The organism is Arthrobacter sp. 8AJ, assembly GCF_902506025.1.
Lineage (GTDB): Bacteria > Actinomycetota > Actinomycetes > Actinomycetales > Micrococcaceae > Arthrobacter.
In genome coordinates, this window is the sequence record NZ_LR733289.1 from 586873 (window position 1) to 603690 (window position 16818).

Genomic DNA, 16818 nt, shown 5'->3' on the forward strand with positions numbered 1-16818 from the left:
CCTAACTTTTGAAAGGAAACGCCATTGGCTAGCCAGGATTGGGTGGACAAGGACTTTTACAAGATCCTTGGTGTTGCCAAGGACGCTTCCGAAGCCGATATCAAGAAGGCCTACCGGAAGCTTGCGCGGCAGCACCACCCTGATACGAATGCGGGGAACGCTGCTTCCGAGAAGAAGTTCAAGGACATCTCCGAGGCTTATTCGGTGCTCTCGGATCCCGACGAACGCCAGCAGTACGACGCCATCCGGGCCATGGGCAGCGGTGCCCGCTTTGCTCCGGGCGGTGCCGCGGGCGGCAACGGCGGGTTCGAGGACATGTTCGGCGGCCTGTTCACCGGCAACACCGGACGCCATGCGGGCGGATTCAACCCCGCAGGCGGCGGGATCCCGCCCGAGTTCGCTGACCTCTTCGGCGGCTTCGGCGGCGCACCCGGCTTCCAGCGCACCCCGCAAAAGGGTGCCGACCGTACGGCCTCCACCAGCATTTCCTTCGCCGGGTCCATCCGCGGCACCACCATTGGCCTGCGCGAGCCCAGCGGGGAGGTCATCGACGTCCGTGTCCCGGCAGGCATCAAGGACGGGCAGAAGGTCCGTGTCCGCGGCAAGGGCCAGCCCGGTGCGGCCGGCAACGGCGATCTGGTGGTGTCCGTTTCCGTCCAGCCCCACGCCTTTTACACGCGCGACGGCGACAACCTCCGCATCCACGTACCCGTCACCTTCCCGGAGGCTGCGTTGGGAGCGGACATCGAGGTTCCCACCATCGACGGCGAGAAGGTCAAGGTGCGCGTTCCGGCGGGCACGCCGTCGGGCCGTACCCTGCGGGTCAAGGGCAAAGGCGTGAAGACGTCCAAGGCCACGGGCGACCTCCTGGTGACCATCGACGTCGCGGTTCCCAAGAATCTCAACAAGGATGCCGAAGCTGCGGTCAAGGCGTTCGCCGAGGCCACGTCGTCGGCGGATGTCCGTGAGGGCCTGGCAGCCAAGGCCCGGCTCTAGGAGCGGAGGTGAGCCGTGGACATCAGTGCTGACCAGCCGATCTTCGTGATCTCCGTGGCTGCCGAGCTGGCGGACATGCACCCGCAGACCCTGCGGCAGTACGACAGGCTCGGGATCGTCAAGCCCAGCCGTGCCCCGGGCAAGTCCCGACGCTACTCGCAGCGGGACGTGAACATGCTGCGCGAAGTGCAGCGGCTGTCCCACGAGGGTGTGTCGCTGGAGGGGATCAAGCGCATCCTGGAACTCGAAAACCAGGTGGCCGCGCTGCAAAGCCGGATCTCGGAACTCACCGAGGAACTGGGCCGCCGTCCGCGGGCGGTGGATTCACGGATCTTCGCCGCCGGCGCCGCCGGTGACGTGGTGAGCCTGGCGCGGGGGCAGCGGCCCCGGCCGAGGTCCCAGGCCATGGTGGTCTGGCGGCCGCGGGCCATCGGGCAGTAGAAGCCGGCCAGCAGGGCCCGGCAGGTACCGCCTTCCGGCGTTCCGCGAAATTAGAGTACCCACTACTCGTGACGGAAAAGCCCCCTGAAACTTGAATGGAACCATCGCCGGATCAGCGGCGATGGTTCCGCAAGTTCTGGGGGTTTTCCGTGTTTGAAGTTCTCAGCAAAGCTCTTAACAGCAAGGCCCGGCCGTGAGCCCGGGAATGGAAGCCGTGGCTGCCTTCAGCGGCTCCATGCCGGGCCAGGTCCTGCTGGCCATCGGCCAAACCATCGTGGTGGTCTGCGTCTGCTTCGACATGGTCCGCGAGTTGTCCGTCCCGAGGTCGCACCGGCGCTTCGTGGCCAGCACCGTCTTCCGGACCTTGGCCATTCCCTCGGTCATGGCCAACGCCCTGACCGTCTTCATGGCCCTGGTGAGGTCGTCCTGGATCGATGTGGTGATGGGCATGTTCGTGCTGGTGGCCATCGTCTTCCGCTTCCACCACAACAAGGACGAGGACAACTGGTGGAAGGGCAAGGGCAAGAAGCTCGCCCGCTGGGCCCGCCGGCAGTTCGCCGGCCGGACGTCCACCGCACCGGCCATGGGCTAGCAACACCGGCAAACAGTACAGCGGGGTCCTGCATGCGGGTTGCATGCGGGACCCCCGCCGTTGAAGTCCCGATCAGCCGTTGATGACCTGGGGGACGCCGAGCGCTTTGAGGCCTTCGACGCCGAACTCCACGCCGTAACCGGACTGCTTGGCTCCGCCGAACGGGATGCGGGGGTCAACGGCGCCGTGCCGGTTGATCCACACCGTGCCGGCCTGGATCCGGGCTGCGACCTCGCGGGCGGTCTTCAGGTCCGGGGACCAGACGGAGGCGCCGAGTCCGACGTCGAGTCCGTTTGCCTTTTCCACTGCTTCGTCGATGGTGCTGTAGCGGATGATCGGCAGGGCCGGGCCAAACTGTTCCTCAGCCACCAGCGGGTTGTCGTTGTCGATGTCCGCTACCAGGGTGGTGGGGTAGAAGTAGCCGGGCTGGCTGGTGTCCGGGTCACCGCCGAGTAGGACGCGTGCTCCGGAAGCCTTCGCTGCCTCCACGAGGTTCGCGACGACGTCGTATTGGGCTTTGTTCTGCAGCGGGCCCAGCACGTTGTTCTCGTCCAGGCCGTTGCCCATTGGCATCGCCTTCGCAACCGCTACAAGTTCTTCGCACATGGCGTTGTAGATGCTGTCGTGGACGTAGAGGCGCTTGAGCGCGGCGCAGGTCTGGCCAGTGTTGAGGAACGCGCCCCAGAAGACGTCCTGGGCGATGGCCTTGGGGTCGGCGTCGGGCAGGACGATGCCGGCGTCGTTGCCGCCCAGTTCCAGGGTGAGACGTTTGACGGTGTCAGCGGAGGACTTGATGATGGCGCGGCCGCCGGCGGTGGAACCGGTGAACATGATCTTGCCGATGGCGGGGTGGTCGGTGAGCCGGGCGCCCACTTCGCGGCCGCAGGAAACCACCGAGAGGATGCCGTCAGGGAGTTCCTCGTTGAGGACCTTGACCAGGGCCAGGACGGACAGCGGCGTGTTGCCCGAGGGCTTGACCACCACGGCGTTGCCCATCCGCAGGGCGGGGGCGAGCTGCCAGACGGCGATCATCATGGGCCAGTTCCAGGGGCCGATCGCGCCGACGACGCCGATGGGCCGGTAGTGCAGCTCGGCGCGGGTTTCGCCGTCGTCCACGATGGTTTCCGGCTCCAGCGGCAGGCTGGCGGTGGCGTGGAGCCACGCGACGCAGGCGCCGACTTCGAAGCGGGCGTTGGGGCCGTTCAGCGGTTTGCCCTGCTCGCGGGAGAGCAGTTGGGCGAGTTCCTCGGCGGAGCGTTCGACGGCGTCGGCTGCCTTCAGGAGCGCGGCGGACCTTGCGTCGTGGCCCAGGGCAGCCCAGGCGGGCTGGGCGGCGACGGCGGCGGACACGGCGCCTTCCAGGTAGTCGAGATCGTGGATGGGGGCTTCGCCCACGGCTTCACCGGTGGCAGGGTCAAAGATGGTCCGGCCGGTGCCGGCGGCGGGGGCAATGGACGCGAGAAGCGCATCATAGGTTTCCAAGGGATACTCCACTTCGAGTAGGCAAGGACGCCAGCCGGTCGGCGTAGCGGGTTACTCCCAGTGTGGGCTGGACCGTGCTCCAGGCTCTTGTCTTTGTGCGCAGGACTGTTGTGCTGGAGCGAACGCCGGGGGGTGTGTGTCACGCTGGCCCACTTTTGAACGGTTAACGACTGCGGGACCCCGGGTTTCCGGGGTCCCGCAGTGATAACTGGGCCAGTTTGGGCGGTCTTATTGGCCCGCGTGGGGGTCGGCGATGCCGATGTATTGGGTGGTGGTGTATTCGGCGATGCCTTCGGAGCCGCCTTCGCGGCCGAGGCCTGATTGTTTGACGCCGCCGAAGGGTGCTGCGGCGTTGGAGATGACGCCGGCGTTGAACCCGACCATGCCGAACTCGATCTGTTCGGCGACGTGGAGGAGCCGGTTGAAGTCCTTGCTGTAGAGGTAGGAAGCCAGGCCGTACTCGGTGTTATTGGCGAGTTCGATGGCTTCTTGCTCGGTTTTAAAGGTGGTGATGGGGGCGACGGGGCCGAAGATTTCCTGGCCCAGGATCGCGGCGTCGTTGGGGACGTTGGCCAGGACGGTGGGCTGGTAGAAGTAGCCGGGCCCGTCCACGGGCGCGCCGCCGGTGACGGCCACCGCCCCGGCCTCCACGGCCGCTGATACCAGGGTGTGGACGTCGTCGCGGGCACCGGCGTCGATCAGCGGCCCGACTTTACTGTCCGGGTCGGTGCCGCGGCCGGTGGTCAGGGCGCCCATGGCTGCGGCGAACTTGCGGGTGAATTCCTGCGCGACGGTTTCGTGGACCAGGAAGCGGTTGGCGGCGGTGCAGGCCTCGCCCATGTTCCGCATCTTCGCCGCCATCGCCCCGTCGACCGCGGCGTCGAGGTCGGCGTCCTCGAAGACGATGAAGGGGGCGTTCCCGCCGAGTTCCATGGAGGTGCGGAGGACGTTCTGGGCGGCGTCGGCCATGAGGCGTTTGCCGACCGGGGTGGAGCCGGTGAAGGAGACCTTCCGCAGCCGCGGGTCGGCCAACAGCGGCCCGGAGATCCCGGACGCAGAGGAGGACGAAACCACATTTAGCACTCCGGCGGGGAGGCTGGCGTCGAGCATGGTCTGCGCGAAGTACTGCGCCGTGAGCGGGGTGAGTTTGGCGGGTTTGAGGACCATGGTGCAGCCGGCGGCGACGGCCGGGGCGACCTTGCGGGTGGCCATCGCGAGCGGGAAGTTCCAGGGGGTGATGAGCAGGCAGGGTCCGACGGGCTTGTGCTGGACCAGGATCTTGTTCTTGCCCTCGGGCGTGGTGAGGTAGCGGCCGTAGTCGCGGACGGTTTCCTCGGCGAACCAGCGCAGGAACTCCGCCCCGTAGGTCACTTCCCCGCGGGCCTCGGCCAGGGGTTTACCCATCTCCAGGGTCATCAGCAGGGCGAAGTCCTCCGACCGTTCGGTGACCAGGTCGAAGGCGCGGCGCAGGATCTCCGACCGCACCCGCGGCGCAGTCCGTGCCCACGACGCCTGGGCCGCGTCGGCCGCGTCCAAAGCCGCGACTGCATCGGCGCTGGTGGCGGAGGCGAGGGTGGCGAGCACCTCCCCGGTGGCCGGATCGTGCACGTCGAACGTGCCGCCGTCGGACGCGTCCACCCACTCACCATCGATCAAAAGACCAGTGGGCACGGAGGCAAGGAGCGTGGCTTCGCGCTCCGGTGTGAGGGCAGGGGGCAGCTCGGAAGTAACTGTCATGGGAAGTCCTTAGGAAGGGAAGGTCAGTAGCTGGCGGGGGTGCCGCCGCCAGCGGGTTTGATGTACTTTGCGGCGAGGGCTTCGGAGCCGCGGGCCAGGATGGCGACGTCGGCGCCCACCAGGATGAAGCCGGCGCCGTTCGCGAGGTAGTGCTTGGCGGTGTCCGGGTGGAAGGCGTTCACCCCGGCGGGCTTCCCGGCCGCTGCGGCAGCTGACAGGCAATGGTCGACGGCGGCGCGCACCTCGGGGTGTTCCTGCTGTCCCAGCAGGCCCATGGAGGCGGCGAGGTCTGACGGGCCGATGAAGACAGCATCCACGCCGTCCACCTTGAGGATGTCCTTCACCGCCGCCACGGCGGCGGTGGATTCGATCTGGACGGTGACGCTGATGGTCTCGTTGGCGCGGGCGAGGTAGTCGGGGACCCGGTTCCAGCGGGCGGCACGGGCCAGGGCCGAACCCACGCCGCGGACGCCCTGGGGCGGGTAGCGGGTGGCGGCCACCGCGGCCGCGGCTTCAGCCACGGAGTTGACCATGGGGATCAGCAGGTTCTGCACGCCGAGGTCCAGGTACTGCTTGATCACCACGGTGTCATTGACCGGCGGCCGGACCATGGTGTGGACCGGGTAGCCGTGGATTGCCTGGAGCTGGGCGAGGATGGACTCGAGCCCGTTGGGGCTGTGTTCGGCGTCCACCAGCAGCCAGTCCAGGCCGGCCCCGGCGCACAGCTCTGCGATCAGCGGGCTGCCGGAGCAGACCCACATCCCGGCCAGCGGCCGGCCTGCTGCACCCTTTTGCGCAGCCAGGGCGTCCCGGAAAGTGTCCTCTACTCGAATCGGCATGTCACGCTCCCCAGGGGGCCGTAGTCGGCGTGGACGGTGTCGCCCTTGTACACCCACAGGGGACGGGTGAAGGACCCGGCCAGGATGATATCCCCGGCCTTCAGCGCGTCGCCATGGGCGGCGATCTTGTTGGCCAGCCAGTGGACTCCGTTGGCAGGGTGGTCCAGGACGCCGGCGGCCACGCCGGTCTCCTCCACCGTCTGGTTCTTGTACAGGATGGCGGAGACCCAGCGGAGGTCCACCGCGTCGGGCTTGACCGGGTTGCCGCCGATCACCATGGCGCCCATCGCGGCGTTGTCCGAGATGGTGTCCACGATGGTCCGGCCCTCCATCTCGATCCTGGAGTCCAGGATCTCGAGGGCCGGAACCACGTAGTCGGTGGCCTTCAGGACATCAAAGATGGTCACTCCCGGGCCCTTCAGCCCGTCCTTCAGGACGAACGCCAGCTCCACCTCCACCCGCGGATGTGTGTACCGGTCCCACTCCACGGAGCAGCCGGTCTCCAGCACCATGTCATCGAAGATGGCGCCGTAGTCCGGTTCGGTGATGCCGGTGGCCGCCTGCATGGCCTTGGACGTGAGGCCGATCTTGCGCCCCACCAGGGTCCGGCCGGCGTCCTCATTCCGGCGGCGCCACAGCTGCTGCACCGCGTAGGAGTCCTCCACCGTCATCTGCGGGTAGCGGGCGGTCAGGCGGGGAACAGGGGTGCGGGTCCGGCCGGCTTCCACCAGCTCGTCCGCGATGGCCTCAATCGTCGTTGGCTCCAGCATGGGTCAGACCTGCACTCCCAGCTTGAATCCCGTCCGGTCGCCTTCCGGCGCACCGTCCTTGCGGGTGTAGGAGAAGCCGTCGGCGCCCACAGTGACGGCCATCTCGGACTTTTCCTCGCGGACGATGACCGGCTGCGGGTTGCCGTCCAGGTCCAGCACCAGGGAGGCCTCGGTGTACCAGGACGGGACCACGGGGTTGCCCCACCAGTCGCGGCGCTGGTTGTCGTGGACGTCCCAGGTGATGGTGGGGTTGTCGGGGTCGCCGGTGTAGTAGTCCTGGGTGTAGATCTCGATGCGGTGGCCGTCCGGGTCCAGGATGTAGAGGTAGAAGGCGTTGGACACGCCGTGCCGCCCGGGGCCGCGTTCGATCCTGTCGCTGATGCGCAGGGCGCCCATCTTGTCGCAGATCTGGATGATGTTGTGCTTCTCATGGGTGGCGAACGCGACGTGGTGCATGCGCGGACCATTGCCGCCGGTCAGGGCGGTATCGTGCACGGTCTGCTTGCGGTGCATCCACGCGGCGTAGGTGACGCCGTCGGAATCCTTGATGTCCTCGGAGACGCGGAAGCCAAGGTCCTCCAGGTACTTGCGGCCCTTGGGGACGTCCGGGGTCACCTGGTTGAAGTGGTCCAGGCGCACCAGCTCACCGGCGGAGTAGAGGTCGTAGCGCTGGGTGAGGCGTTCCACGTGCTCCACCTCGTAGAAGAACTCGTAGGGGAAGCCCAGCGGGTCCTCCACGCGGACCGAGTCGCCGACGCCCTTGGTGAAGCCTTCCTTGCGGCGTTCCACCCGGCAGCCGAGTTCCTTGTAGTAGGCCTCGGCGGCATCCACCTCGGCGGGGGACTTCACGCGATAAGCGAAGGCGGCGACGGCGGCGACCGGTCCCTTGCGCAGCACCAGGTTGTGGTGGATGAACTCCTCAAGGGAGCGCAGGTAGATGTTGTTATCGTCCTCTTCGGTGACATGCAGGCCGAGGACGTCCACGTAGAACTCGCGGGACTTGGCGAGGTCCGTGACCACGATTTCCATGTACGCGCAGCGGACGATGTCCGGTGCCGGGACGGTGGGGGTGGGGACGAAGTTGGTCATTGGAGTCTCTCTTCTTTGAAAGGGGGCGTGGAAAGTACGACGGCGGCCGGTTGGCTAAGCGCCGAATTTGGGGGTGTGGACGGTGCCGAGCGTGATGTGCACGGCCTGCTGGTCGGTGTAGAAGTCGATGGAGCGGTAACCGCCCTCGTGGCCCAGGCCCGAGGCCTTGACGCCGCCGAACGGGGTGCGCAGGTCGCGGACGTTGTGGCTGTTCAGCCACACCATGCCGGCCTCGACGTTCTGGGAGAAGTTGTGGGCGCGGGTCAGGTTCTGGGTCCAGATGTAGGCAGCCAGGCCGTATTTGGTGTTGTTCGCCAGGGTGAGGGCCTCGTCGTCGTTCTCGAACGGGGTGATGGCTACGACCGGTCCGAAGATCTCTTCCTGGAAGATCCGGGCGTCGGGGGCGACGTCGGCAAACACCGTGGGTGCGATGTAGTTGCCTTCGGGCAGGTGGCCGGGGCGGCCGCCGCCGGCAAGGAGCCGGCCTTCGGACTTGCCGATCTCCACGTAGGAGGCCACCTTCTCGTAGTGCTCGGGGTGGACCAGGGCGCCCACCTGGGTCTTGGGGTCGTGGGGATCGCCCACCACGATGTTCTTGGCCCGGGCGGCGTACTTTTCGCAGAATTCGTCGTAGATGGCGCGCTCAACGAGGATGCGGGAGCCGGCGGTGCAGCGTTCGCCGTTGAGGGAGAATACGCCGAACAGGGCGGAATCGATGGCGGCGTCCAGGTCCGCGTCGGCAAACACGACGCAGGGGGACTTGCCGCCGAGTTCCATGGAGAGGCCCTTGAGGTTGGCGGCGGCGTTGCGGAAGATCGTCTGGCCGGTGGTGGTCTCGCCGGTGAAGGAGATCAGCGGGACGTTCGGGTGCTTGACCAGGGCGTCGCCTGCTTCCTCGCCCAGGCCGTTGACCAGGTTGAAGACGCCATCGGGCAGGCCGGCGTCCTTGAAGATGGTGGCCCACAGCGACGCGGAAAGCGGCGTGAACTCGGCCGGTTTGAGGACCACGGTGTTGCCGGTGGCCAGGGCCGGGGCCAGCTTCCAGGACTCGAGCATGAACGGGGTGTTCCACGGCGTGATGAGGCCGGCGACGCCGATCGGCTTGCGGTTGACGTAGTTGATCTGCGAGCCGGGGACCTTCATGGCGTCGTCGAACTGGGCCACGATCAGGTCAGCGAAGAAGCGGAAGTTCTCGGCAGCGCGGAGGGCCTGGCCCTTGGCCTGGGTGATCGGCAGGCCGGTATCGAAGGTCTCGAGTTCGGCGAGGCGCGCTTCCTGGGATTCGACGGCGTCGGCGATCCTGTTCAGGATCCGGGCGCGCTCGCGGGGCTTCATCTTCGGCCAGGGGCCGTTCACGAACGCTTCGCGGGCTGCGGCGACGGCGAGGTCGATATCCTCCTTCTGACCGGCGGCAGCGGTGGCGTAGTTCCGGTTGGACACCGGGTCCAGGACGTCGAAGGTCTTGCCGCCCACGGAGTCGACGAACTGGCCGTTGATGTAGTGCTGGATATGGGTGGGCAGGTCCTCAGGGACGTAGTGCTTGGCGGTTTCTACTGAGGTCGTCATCGTTGAAGTCCTTACTGGTGCTTTGCTTGGGCGAGATATGCGTCAAGGGTTGCTGAGCGGTGCAGCCTGGCGGCTTTTTCGATCTGCTCTGCGTCGGCTCCGGTTTCTATGAGCTTCAGCAGGTTTTCGTGTTCATCCACGGAATCGCGGGCGCGGCCCGGGACGAAGCGGAACGTGGAGGACCGGATGGCTGCGAGCCGGTTCCAGCCGCGGTGCACCAGGTCCAGGATGTGCGGGTTGGGGCAGTGCTCGAACAGGACGCTGTGGAAGTCCTGGTTGAGCTGCGTGAAACGGACGGGGTCGAAGTGGTCCAGGCACTCGCGCATCTCTTCGTTCACGGCGCGGGCCCTGGCCACGGCTGCGGGATCGATCAGCGGGGCGGACAGCGCTGTGGCGGCGCCTTCCACGATGCTGAGGGTCTGCATGGTGTAGAGGTATTCGGTGGGGTCGATGCCGGCCACGGTGGCGCCCACGTTGCGTTCGAACGTCACCAGGCCTTCGGCTTCCAGCCGGCGGATGGCTTCGCGGACGGGGACCACGCTGAACCCCAGGTCCTTGGCGATGGTGCCCAGGACCAGCCGGTAGCCGGGGGTGTAGGTGCCTTCCACGATCCGGGCCTTGACGGCCTGGTAGGCCTGTTCGGACTTGCTGCCGGCAACCATGGTGGCCTCACTCATTGTTGCCTGCCCATTCCTTGTACTTTGCCTGCCAGTCCGAGTTCATGGGGTAGAGGCCGTCCACGCTGTTGCCCTGCTTGACCATCTCGAAGATGAAGGTTTCTTCCTTCTCCTGCTGGATGCAGTCGTCCACCAGTTCTTCGGCGATGGCCGGGGGGATCACCAGGATGCCGTCGGAATCGGCCACGATGATGTCGCCGGGCTGGACCGTGGCACCGCCGCAGGCGATGGTGATGTCCGTGTCCCAGGGGATGTGGCGGCGGCCCAGCACGGCCGGGTGGGGATTGGCGAAGTAGGTGGGCATGTCCAGCCCCGCCACGGCGGAGTAGTCGCGGACGCCGCCGTCGGTGATGATGGCCGCGGCGCCGCGGACCTGGGCACGGAGGGCCAGGATGTCGCCCACGGTGCCGGTTCCCTTTTCACCGCGGGCTTCCATGACCAGGATTTCGCCTTCGTTCACGGAGTCGATGGCCTTCTTCTGGGCGTTGAAGCCGCCGCCGTGGGTCTTGAACAGGTCCTCGCGGTTGGGGACGTAGCGGAGGGTGCGGGCCAGGCCCACCACGCGGCGGTCCGGGCGGGTGGCCTGCAGCCCGTCGATGCTGACGTTGTTAAGGCCCCGCTTGCGCATCTGGGAGGACAGGGTGGCGGTGGCGACGGACTCCAGCTTGGCTTTCAGCTCCGGGGTGAGGACAGGCCCGACGGCGGCAAGCCCCGCGGCTTCGCGGGAACCGTAGGCTTCCTCCCGCTGCAGGTCATCGACCTTGGGCCGGGCACCAAAGTCAGCGAACGCCGTCGTGCCTTCCTCCACGGTGGTGACCAGCCGCCCGGTGGACAGGCCGCCGTCCACCGTCTCCACTTCCACTTCCAATACGTCGCCCGGCTTCGCGACCGAGGCACCGGCCGGGGTGCCGGTGAGGATGATGTCGCCCTCCTCGAGGGTGAGCAGCTGGGACAGGTCCGCGACGAGCCGGGCGAACGGGAAGAGCAGGTCTTCGGTGGTGTCGTCCTGGACCAGGTCCCCGTTGTGCCAGGTGCGGATCCGCAGCTTGGCGGGGTCGACGGTGTCTGCCGGGATCAGTGCCGGTCCCACGGGGGTGAACCCGTCGCCGCCCTTGGACCGGAGGTTGGAGCCCTTGTCCGCGTAGCGGAGGTCGTACACGCCGAGGTCGTTGCTGGCGGTGACGGCCGCGACGTGGTTCCAGGCGTCCTCGATCGAAACGCGGCGGGCGGCCTTGCCGATCACCAGGGCGATCTCGCCCTCGTATCCGAGCAGTTCGCAGCCGGCCGGACGCTCAACGGGGCTTCCGCCCAGGGCCAGCGAGCTGGAAGGCTTGAGGAAGTAGGACGGCTGGGCCGGGGTGCGGCCGCGCTGGGCGGCCCGGCTGGGGTAGTTGATGTGCACTGCGATCACCTTGCGTGCTGCCGCCAGGGTGTCGCCGTTGACCTGCTCCAAAGCCTTCTCCTCATCAGGTACGAAATCGTATACGATCACTATCACCCATCCGGCGCTACCCGTCAACCCCTGATTTCCCGGGCTTTTGACGAGTGGGCTGGCGGCACTTGTCGCCCGGATCACATCGGGCGTACAGTGGAAGCCAGAACTACAATTTCGATTATCGAATAGGGTGTTCTGATATAGAACACCCTTCCCAGTAGGTAGTCATCCACAACGAAGTGAGGAAAGCCCGTGCAGTTCCACCACCACGGATACGTATCCGGTGACCCGCGTGTCCAGCCGGCGGCCGGCGTCGGCCTTAACCGCCCCGAGGAACTTCCCGACGAAGTGGATGTCCTCATCGTGGGCACCGGACCAGCCGGCATGCTCGCCGCCGCCCAGCTGTCCATGTTCCCCAACGTGACCACCCGCATCATCGAACGCCGGCCCGGCAGGCTCGCCATCGGGCAGGCTGACGGCATCCAGGCGCGCAGCGTGGAGACGTTCCAGGCCTTCGGTTTCGCGGAGCGGATCATCGCCGAGGCGTACCGCATCACCGAAATGGCATTCTGGAAGCCGGACCCCGCCAACCACGCGAACATCATCCGGACTGCCCGGGCCGTGGATGACGAGATGGGCATCAGCGAGTTCCCCCACCTGATCGTCAACCAGGCCCGCGTGCTGGACTACTTCGCGGAGTACATGGCCAATGCCCCCACCCGGATGAAGCCTGACTACGGCTACGACTTCGAGGGCCTTACGGTGACCGGTGATGGCGCCTACCCCGTCACCGTGACCCTCCGCCACACCGCCGGACCCAACGAAGGCCAGGAACGCATGGTCCGCGCCAAATATGTCGTGGGGGCGGATGGTGCGCGCAGCAAGGTGCGCCAGGCCATCGGCTGCACCCTTGCCGGCGACCAGGCCAACCACGCCTGGGGTGTCATGGACACGCTGGCCGTCACCGACTTCCCGGACATCCGGACCAAGTGCGCCATCCAAGGTGCCGAGGGCAGCATCCTGCTGATCCCGCGCGAAGGCGGCCACCTGTTCCGCATGTATGTCGACCTGGGCGAAGTGGACCCGAACAGCCAGCACTCGGTCCGCAACACCACCATCGAGGAGATCATCGCCAAGGCCAACGCGATCCTGCACCCCTACACGCTGGACGTCCGGAACGTCGCGTGGCACAGCGTCTACGAGGTGGGCCACCGGCTAACGGACAGGTTCGACGACGTCCTGCCGGCCGAGCGCGGCACCCGCACCCCGCGGGTGTTCATCACCGGGGACGCTTGCCACACCCACAGCGCCAAGGCCGGCCAGGGCATGAACGTCTCCATGCAGGACGGCTTCAACATCGCCTGGAAGCTGGGGCATGTCCTGGAGGGCCGCAGCCCGGAAAGCCTGCTCAGCACCTACTCCGAGGAGCGCCAGGTAGTGGCGAAGAACCTCATCGACTTCGACAAGGAATGGTCCACCATGATGGCCAAGAAGCCGGAGGAGTTCGAACACCCCTCCGACCTTGAAGACTTCTACGTGCAGACCGCCGAATTCCCTGCCGGCTTCATGACGCAGTACACGCCGTCCCTGATCGTTGGCAGCACCGACCACCAGGACCTGGCCACCGGATTCCCGGTGGGCAAGCGCTTCAAATCGGCACCCGTAGTCAGGGTGGGGGACACCAACCCCCTCCATCTTGGCCACCACGCCACCGCCGACGGCCGTTGGCGGATCTATGTCTTCGCCGACCCCGCCCTGCCGGGCACCAACTCGGCAACGGACATGCTCGCCGAGTGGTTCGCGAACTCGCCGGAGTCCCCGCTGGCTGCCACCCCCGCCGGCGCCGACCCGGACGCGTGGTTCGACCTGAAGGTCATCTACCAGCAGCCGCACACCGCCGTCGACATCAATGCCGTACCCGCCGTCTTCAAGCCGCTGGTGGGCCCGTTCAAGCTGACCGACTACGAGAAGGTGTACGCCACGGATCCCAAGGCGGACATTTTCGACCTCCGCGGCCTGGACCGCAACGGTGTGGTGGTGGTGGTCCGCCCGGACCAGTACGTGGCCAATGTCCTGCCGCTGACGGCAACGGCGGAGCTGGGTGCGTTCTTCACGCCGCTGCTGAAGGCCGCCCCCGCGGCGCCGCGTCAAGCCGTGGCGGCCGCCGCCCGGTAGTCGGCCGCGGCGTACACGCCGAGGATCCGCACCTCGGTGGTGAAGAAGTCCAGTTCCTCGAGGGCCAGCTTCAGCGGCAGGTCCTCGGGGTGGCCTTCGACGTCAGCCATGAACATGGTGGCGGCGAACTCGTTGCCCACCATGTAGCTTTCCAGCCGCGTCATGTTCACGCCGTTGGTGGCGAAGCCGCCCAGTGCCTTGTACAGGGCGGACGGGACGTTGCGCACGCGGAACACAAAGCTGGTGACTGCCGGTCCGGGAAGTTCGTCCCGGGCCGGCAGTGCCTTTTCGCGCGCCAGGACCACGAAGCGGGTGGTGTTGGAGGGGTCGTCCTCCACGCGCGAGGCCAGGACTTCGAGGCCGTAGATGTCGGCGGCCAGCGGGGGAGCCAGGGAGAGCTTGCGGGGATCGTTCCACTCTGCCACCTCGCGGGCGGACCCGGCAGTGTCGCCGGCGATGACGGGCTTGAGGCCGTGCTCGCGGATCAGCTTCCGGCACTGGCCCAGCGCGTGGATGTGGCTGTGGACCTCCGTGGCGCCTTCAATGGTGCTTCCCGGGATGCCCAGCAGGTCGAAATGGATGGGCAGGAAGTACTCACCCACGATCTGCAGGTTCGACTGCGGCAGCAGGATGTGGATGTCCGCCACCCGGCCTGCGATCGAGTTCTCGATGGGGATCATGGCCAGCTCCGCCTCGCCGCTGGTCACCAGCTCAAAGGCATCCTCAAAACTGGCGCACGGCACGCTTTCCATGTCCGGGAACATCTGCTGACACGCGATATTGGAGTTGGCGCCGGGCTCACCCTGGTACGCAATCTTGGAGGCCATGATCCGTATGGTTTCACGCGGCGCCCCCGCCCGCCCAACTGAGTAGCGCCAAGTGTCGCTTTGGGGCGCGAAAACGACACTTCGCGCTACCCAGTTGGGGCTAGAGGGGCGTGACGCGCAGCCAGAGGTATTGCCGGGGGAGGAGGGTGACGCCGTCGTCCAGTTGCATGGCTGCTTCGGAGAGAAGGTCGACGGCGGCAGGGGAGAAGCCGCCGAATGTTTCAGCCGGGAGGGTCTGGGCGGAGTCGCTGAAGTTGGCCAGGGCCAGGACGGTGGGACCGTCCTCCGTCGCGCCCGGCCGCTGGTAGCCGAGCACTGCGCGGTTGTTGGTGCCGAAATCGATCAGCGTGGTCCCCGCCAGTCCGGGGGTGCTGGTCCGGACCTCGATCATCCGCTTCAGCCCGGCGTATACGGCTCCTTCCGGCGTGGCCGGGTCCAGGCGGCGGGCGTACTGCTCCGCGGGGAAATGCGGGCGGTGCACCCAGCGGCTGTCCTCCTCGTGGCCGGGCTCGGACGCGTACCCATAGTCGTTGACCTGCCCCACCTCGTCGCCCAGGTACAGCAGCGGGACACCGCCGGTGCTGAAGGGCACCGAATGGGCCAGGAGGATCCGTTCCACCGCCTCAGCCGGGTCCACCTCCATGCCGCACAGGGACGCCGTCGTGCCTGAAATCCGGCAGTCGCCGGTCTTGGGGTTGTCCTGGAACGGGACGCCGCGGGCAAAGCTGCCCGGGAAACGGTTGACGTAGAAGGAGTTCAGGAAGCGGCGGTGGTCGAAGCCGTTGATGCCCAGTTCGGCGGCGTCCTCATCGGCGAAGGTCCAGCCGATGTCGTCATGGCTGCGGACGTAGTTCACCCACGCCGTGCCCTGCGGGATGTTGTGCCGCCGGTGCAGTGCCTGGGCCAGGAGCGAGACATCCCTGGTGGCCAGCGATTCCCAGATGAGGGCCATCTGCAGCGGGTTGTAGGAAAGCTGGCATTCCCTGCGGTCGATGTAGAGCGCTACCTCGTCCGGGTGCACGATGGCCTCGGATTTGAACAGCAGCGCCGGAGCCGCCAGCCGGCACACCGCGTTGAACGCGCGGAGCAGCGTGTGCGCCTGCGGCAGGTTCTCGCAAGGGGTGCCCAGCTGCTTCCAGATGAACGCCACCGCGTCCATCCGCAGGATGTCCACGCCCTGGTTGGCGAGGAACAGCATCTCGGCCGCCATGGCCCGGAAGACCTCCGGGTTGGAGTAGTTCAGGTCCCATTGGTAGGTGTGGAACGTAGCCCAGACCCACCGGCCGTCCGCCATCTGGATGAAGGATCCGGGGTGGTTTTCCGGGAAGATCTCGCGGACATCCGCCTCGAAGGCGTCCGGCATGGTCCGGTCCGGGAAGATCCAGTAGTAGCCGCTGTATTCCGGGTCCCCGGCGGCTGCCTTCCGGGCCCAGTCGTGCTCGTCCGAGGTGTGGTTGAAGATGAAGTCCACCACCAGGCTGATGCCGTTGTCCCTCAGTTCCGCTGCCAGGGAGCGCAGCTGCTCCATGGTGCCCAGCTTTGGGTTGACCTCACGGTAGCTTGAGACCGCATACCCGCCATCCGAATGTGGTTCCGGCGCCAGGAACAACGGCATGAGGTGCAGGTAGGTGAGGCCAAGTTCCTTGAAGTACGGAATGCGGGCGCGGACCCCTTCGAGGCTTTCGGCGTAGCGGTCCACGTAGCAGACGCCGCCCAGCATCCGGTTGGACTGGAACCAGTCCGGGTCCGCCTCCCGTTCGGCGTCCAGGGTTTTCAGCTCCTGCGGGCGTTCCTGCCAGGAGGCTGCGCTCTGCACCACCAGCGCGGAGAGCTGCTCCAGCCAGTCCGTCCGGTCACCGTACAGGGAATGGAAGAGGCTGCGGAGGGTGGGAAAGTGCCGGGTGAAGCGGCGGTCGAAGTCCGCATCGGGGCGCAGCCCCCGGCTGCGCTCAGCCGCCAGCACTGCCAGGACATGCCGCCGGGACTCTTCGTCCTCGTTGACGAATTCCTGCATGGCCACCTGCCCCTTCAGAACGTCCCACCGGAACGTCCGGCGCGCTTGTACGGAAGTATTCCACGTCACATGCCCAGGGCGTTCGACGGCGGCGCGCCCGTTGCTTCCCCGGAGTGGGGAGGCCGATGGTCCGGTACGGTTCCTCCCGGAACCCAACCACTATCTTTAAGCTCTATGC

Annotated in this window: 14 protein-coding genes; 4 read left to right on the top strand and 10 right to left on the bottom strand. The window is 66.8% G+C overall.

The features are described 5' to 3' along the window. Positions 1-24: 24 nt before the first annotated feature. The 3 genes from BACI349Y_RS02665 to BACI349Y_RS02675 all read left to right on the top strand — a co-directional run bounded on the left by BACI349Y_RS02665 (position 25) and on the right by BACI349Y_RS02675 (position 2029). Positions 25-996: a DnaJ C-terminal domain-containing protein gene (locus tag BACI349Y_RS02665; RefSeq protein WP_201302379.1), complete on the top strand. Its 972-nt coding sequence runs from the start codon at positions 25-27 to the stop codon at positions 994-996. A gap of 15 nt (positions 997-1011) precedes the next feature. After that, on the top strand, positions 1012-1437 hold the full coding sequence (locus tag BACI349Y_RS02670; protein WP_141159097.1) for a heat shock protein transcriptional repressor HspR: 426 nt from the start codon (positions 1012-1014) through the stop codon (positions 1435-1437). Positions 1438-1642: 205 nt separating this feature from the next. Then, the gene (locus BACI349Y_RS02675; protein WP_159635094.1) at positions 1643-2029 is read left to right on the top strand and encodes a hypothetical protein; all 387 of its coding nucleotides are present in this window, start codon (positions 1643-1645) and stop codon (positions 2027-2029) included. A 72-nt stretch (positions 2030-2101) separates the two neighbouring features. On the opposite strand, the gene BACI349Y_RS02680 is transcribed toward BACI349Y_RS02675, so the two are convergent. From BACI349Y_RS02680 to BACI349Y_RS02715, 8 genes are all read right to left on the bottom strand, one after another. Beyond that, positions 2102-3511, bottom strand: a complete 1410-nt coding sequence (locus BACI349Y_RS02680) for an aldehyde dehydrogenase family protein (RefSeq protein WP_159630218.1) — start codon at positions 3509-3511, stop codon at positions 2102-2104. A 228-nt stretch (positions 3512-3739) separates the two neighbouring features. Next, positions 3740-5248: an NAD-dependent succinate-semialdehyde dehydrogenase gene (locus BACI349Y_RS02685; RefSeq protein WP_159630220.1), complete on the bottom strand. Its 1509-nt coding sequence runs from the start codon at positions 5246-5248 to the stop codon at positions 3740-3742. Between the two features lie 23 nt (positions 5249-5271). Further along, positions 5272-6087, bottom strand: coding sequence for an HpcH/HpaI aldolase family protein (locus BACI349Y_RS02690; protein ID WP_201302380.1), 816 nt, complete (start codon positions 6085-6087; stop codon positions 5272-5274). Next, positions 6072-6857: a 2-oxo-hept-4-ene-1,7-dioate hydratase gene (gene hpaH, locus BACI349Y_RS02695; protein ID WP_159630222.1), complete on the bottom strand. Its 786-nt coding sequence runs from the start codon at positions 6855-6857 to the stop codon at positions 6072-6074. The genes BACI349Y_RS02690 and hpaH overlap by 16 nt, the downstream gene beginning before the upstream one ends. A 3-nt stretch (positions 6858-6860) precedes the next feature. Continuing rightward, positions 6861-7946, bottom strand: a complete 1086-nt coding sequence (gene hpaD / locus BACI349Y_RS02700; RefSeq protein ID WP_159630224.1) for a 3,4-dihydroxyphenylacetate 2,3-dioxygenase — start codon at positions 7944-7946, stop codon at positions 6861-6863. Between the two features lie 54 nt (positions 7947-8000). Further along, positions 8001-9512: a 5-carboxymethyl-2-hydroxymuconate semialdehyde dehydrogenase gene (gene hpaE / locus BACI349Y_RS02705; protein WP_159630226.1), complete on the bottom strand. Its 1512-nt coding sequence runs from the start codon at positions 9510-9512 to the stop codon at positions 8001-8003. An 11-nt stretch (positions 9513-9523) separates the two neighbouring features. Beyond that, on the bottom strand, positions 9524-10189 hold the full coding sequence (locus BACI349Y_RS02710; RefSeq protein ID WP_159630228.1) for a GntR family transcriptional regulator: 666 nt from the start codon (positions 10187-10189) through the stop codon (positions 9524-9526). Further along, a complete protein-coding gene (locus tag BACI349Y_RS02715) occupies positions 10182-11642 on the bottom strand; it encodes a fumarylacetoacetate hydrolase family protein (protein ID WP_159635100.1) in 1461 nt (486 codons plus the stop codon). Before BACI349Y_RS02715 ends, BACI349Y_RS02710 begins: the two co-directional genes overlap by 8 nt. A 234-nt stretch (positions 11643-11876) precedes the next feature. On the opposite strand from BACI349Y_RS02715, the gene BACI349Y_RS02720 reads away from it, so the two are divergent. After that, positions 11877-13799: an FAD-binding monooxygenase gene (locus BACI349Y_RS02720; protein ID WP_159630230.1), complete on the top strand. Its 1923-nt coding sequence runs from the start codon at positions 11877-11879 to the stop codon at positions 13797-13799. On the opposite strand, the gene BACI349Y_RS02725 is transcribed toward BACI349Y_RS02720, so the two are convergent. Then, positions 13772-14626 carry a prephenate dehydratase gene (locus BACI349Y_RS02725; RefSeq protein WP_159630232.1) on the bottom strand — a complete coding sequence of 285 codons (855 nt, stop codon included), beginning with the start codon at positions 14624-14626 and terminating at the stop codon, positions 13772-13774. The genes BACI349Y_RS02720 and BACI349Y_RS02725 overlap by 28 nt on opposite strands. 100 nt (positions 14627-14726) lie before the next feature. After that, positions 14727-16640, bottom strand: a complete 1914-nt coding sequence (locus tag BACI349Y_RS02730) for an amylosucrase (RefSeq protein WP_159630234.1) — start codon at positions 16638-16640, stop codon at positions 14727-14729. Between the last annotated feature and the right edge of the window lie 178 nt (positions 16641-16818).

What these genes read in the sequence shown, in the direction of transcription:
- BACI349Y_RS02675 (WP_159635094.1), top strand. Translation starts at nt 1,643, where the DNA reads ATGGAAGCCGTGGCTGCCTTCAGCGGCTCCATGCCGGGCCAGGTCCTG.
- BACI349Y_RS02685 (WP_159630220.1), bottom strand. Translation starts at nt 5,248, where the DNA reads ATGACAGTTACTTCCGAGCTGCCCCCTGCCCTCACACCGGAGCGCGAA.
- BACI349Y_RS02690 (WP_201302380.1), bottom strand. Translation starts at nt 6,087, where the DNA reads ATGCCGATTCGAGTAGAGGACACTTTCCGGGACGCCCTGGCTGCGCAA.
- hpaH (WP_159630222.1), bottom strand. Translation starts at nt 6,857, where the DNA reads ATGCTGGAGCCAACGACGATTGAGGCCATCGCGGACGAGCTGGTGGAA.
- hpaD (WP_159630224.1), bottom strand. Translation starts at nt 7,946, where the DNA reads ATGACCAACTTCGTCCCCACCCCCACCGTCCCGGCACCGGACATCGTC.
- hpaE (WP_159630226.1), bottom strand. Translation starts at nt 9,512, where the DNA reads ATGACGACCTCAGTAGAAACCGCCAAGCACTACGTCCCTGAGGACCTG.
- BACI349Y_RS02710 (WP_159630228.1), bottom strand. Translation starts at nt 10,189, where the DNA reads ATGAGTGAGGCCACCATGGTTGCCGGCAGCAAGTCCGAACAGGCCTAC.
- BACI349Y_RS02725 (WP_159630232.1), bottom strand. Translation starts at nt 14,626, where the DNA reads ATGGCCTCCAAGATTGCGTACCAGGGTGAGCCCGGCGCCAACTCCAAT.
- BACI349Y_RS02730 (WP_159630234.1), bottom strand. Translation starts at nt 16,640, where the DNA reads ATGCAGGAATTCGTCAACGAGGACGAAGAGTCCCGGCGGCATGTCCTG.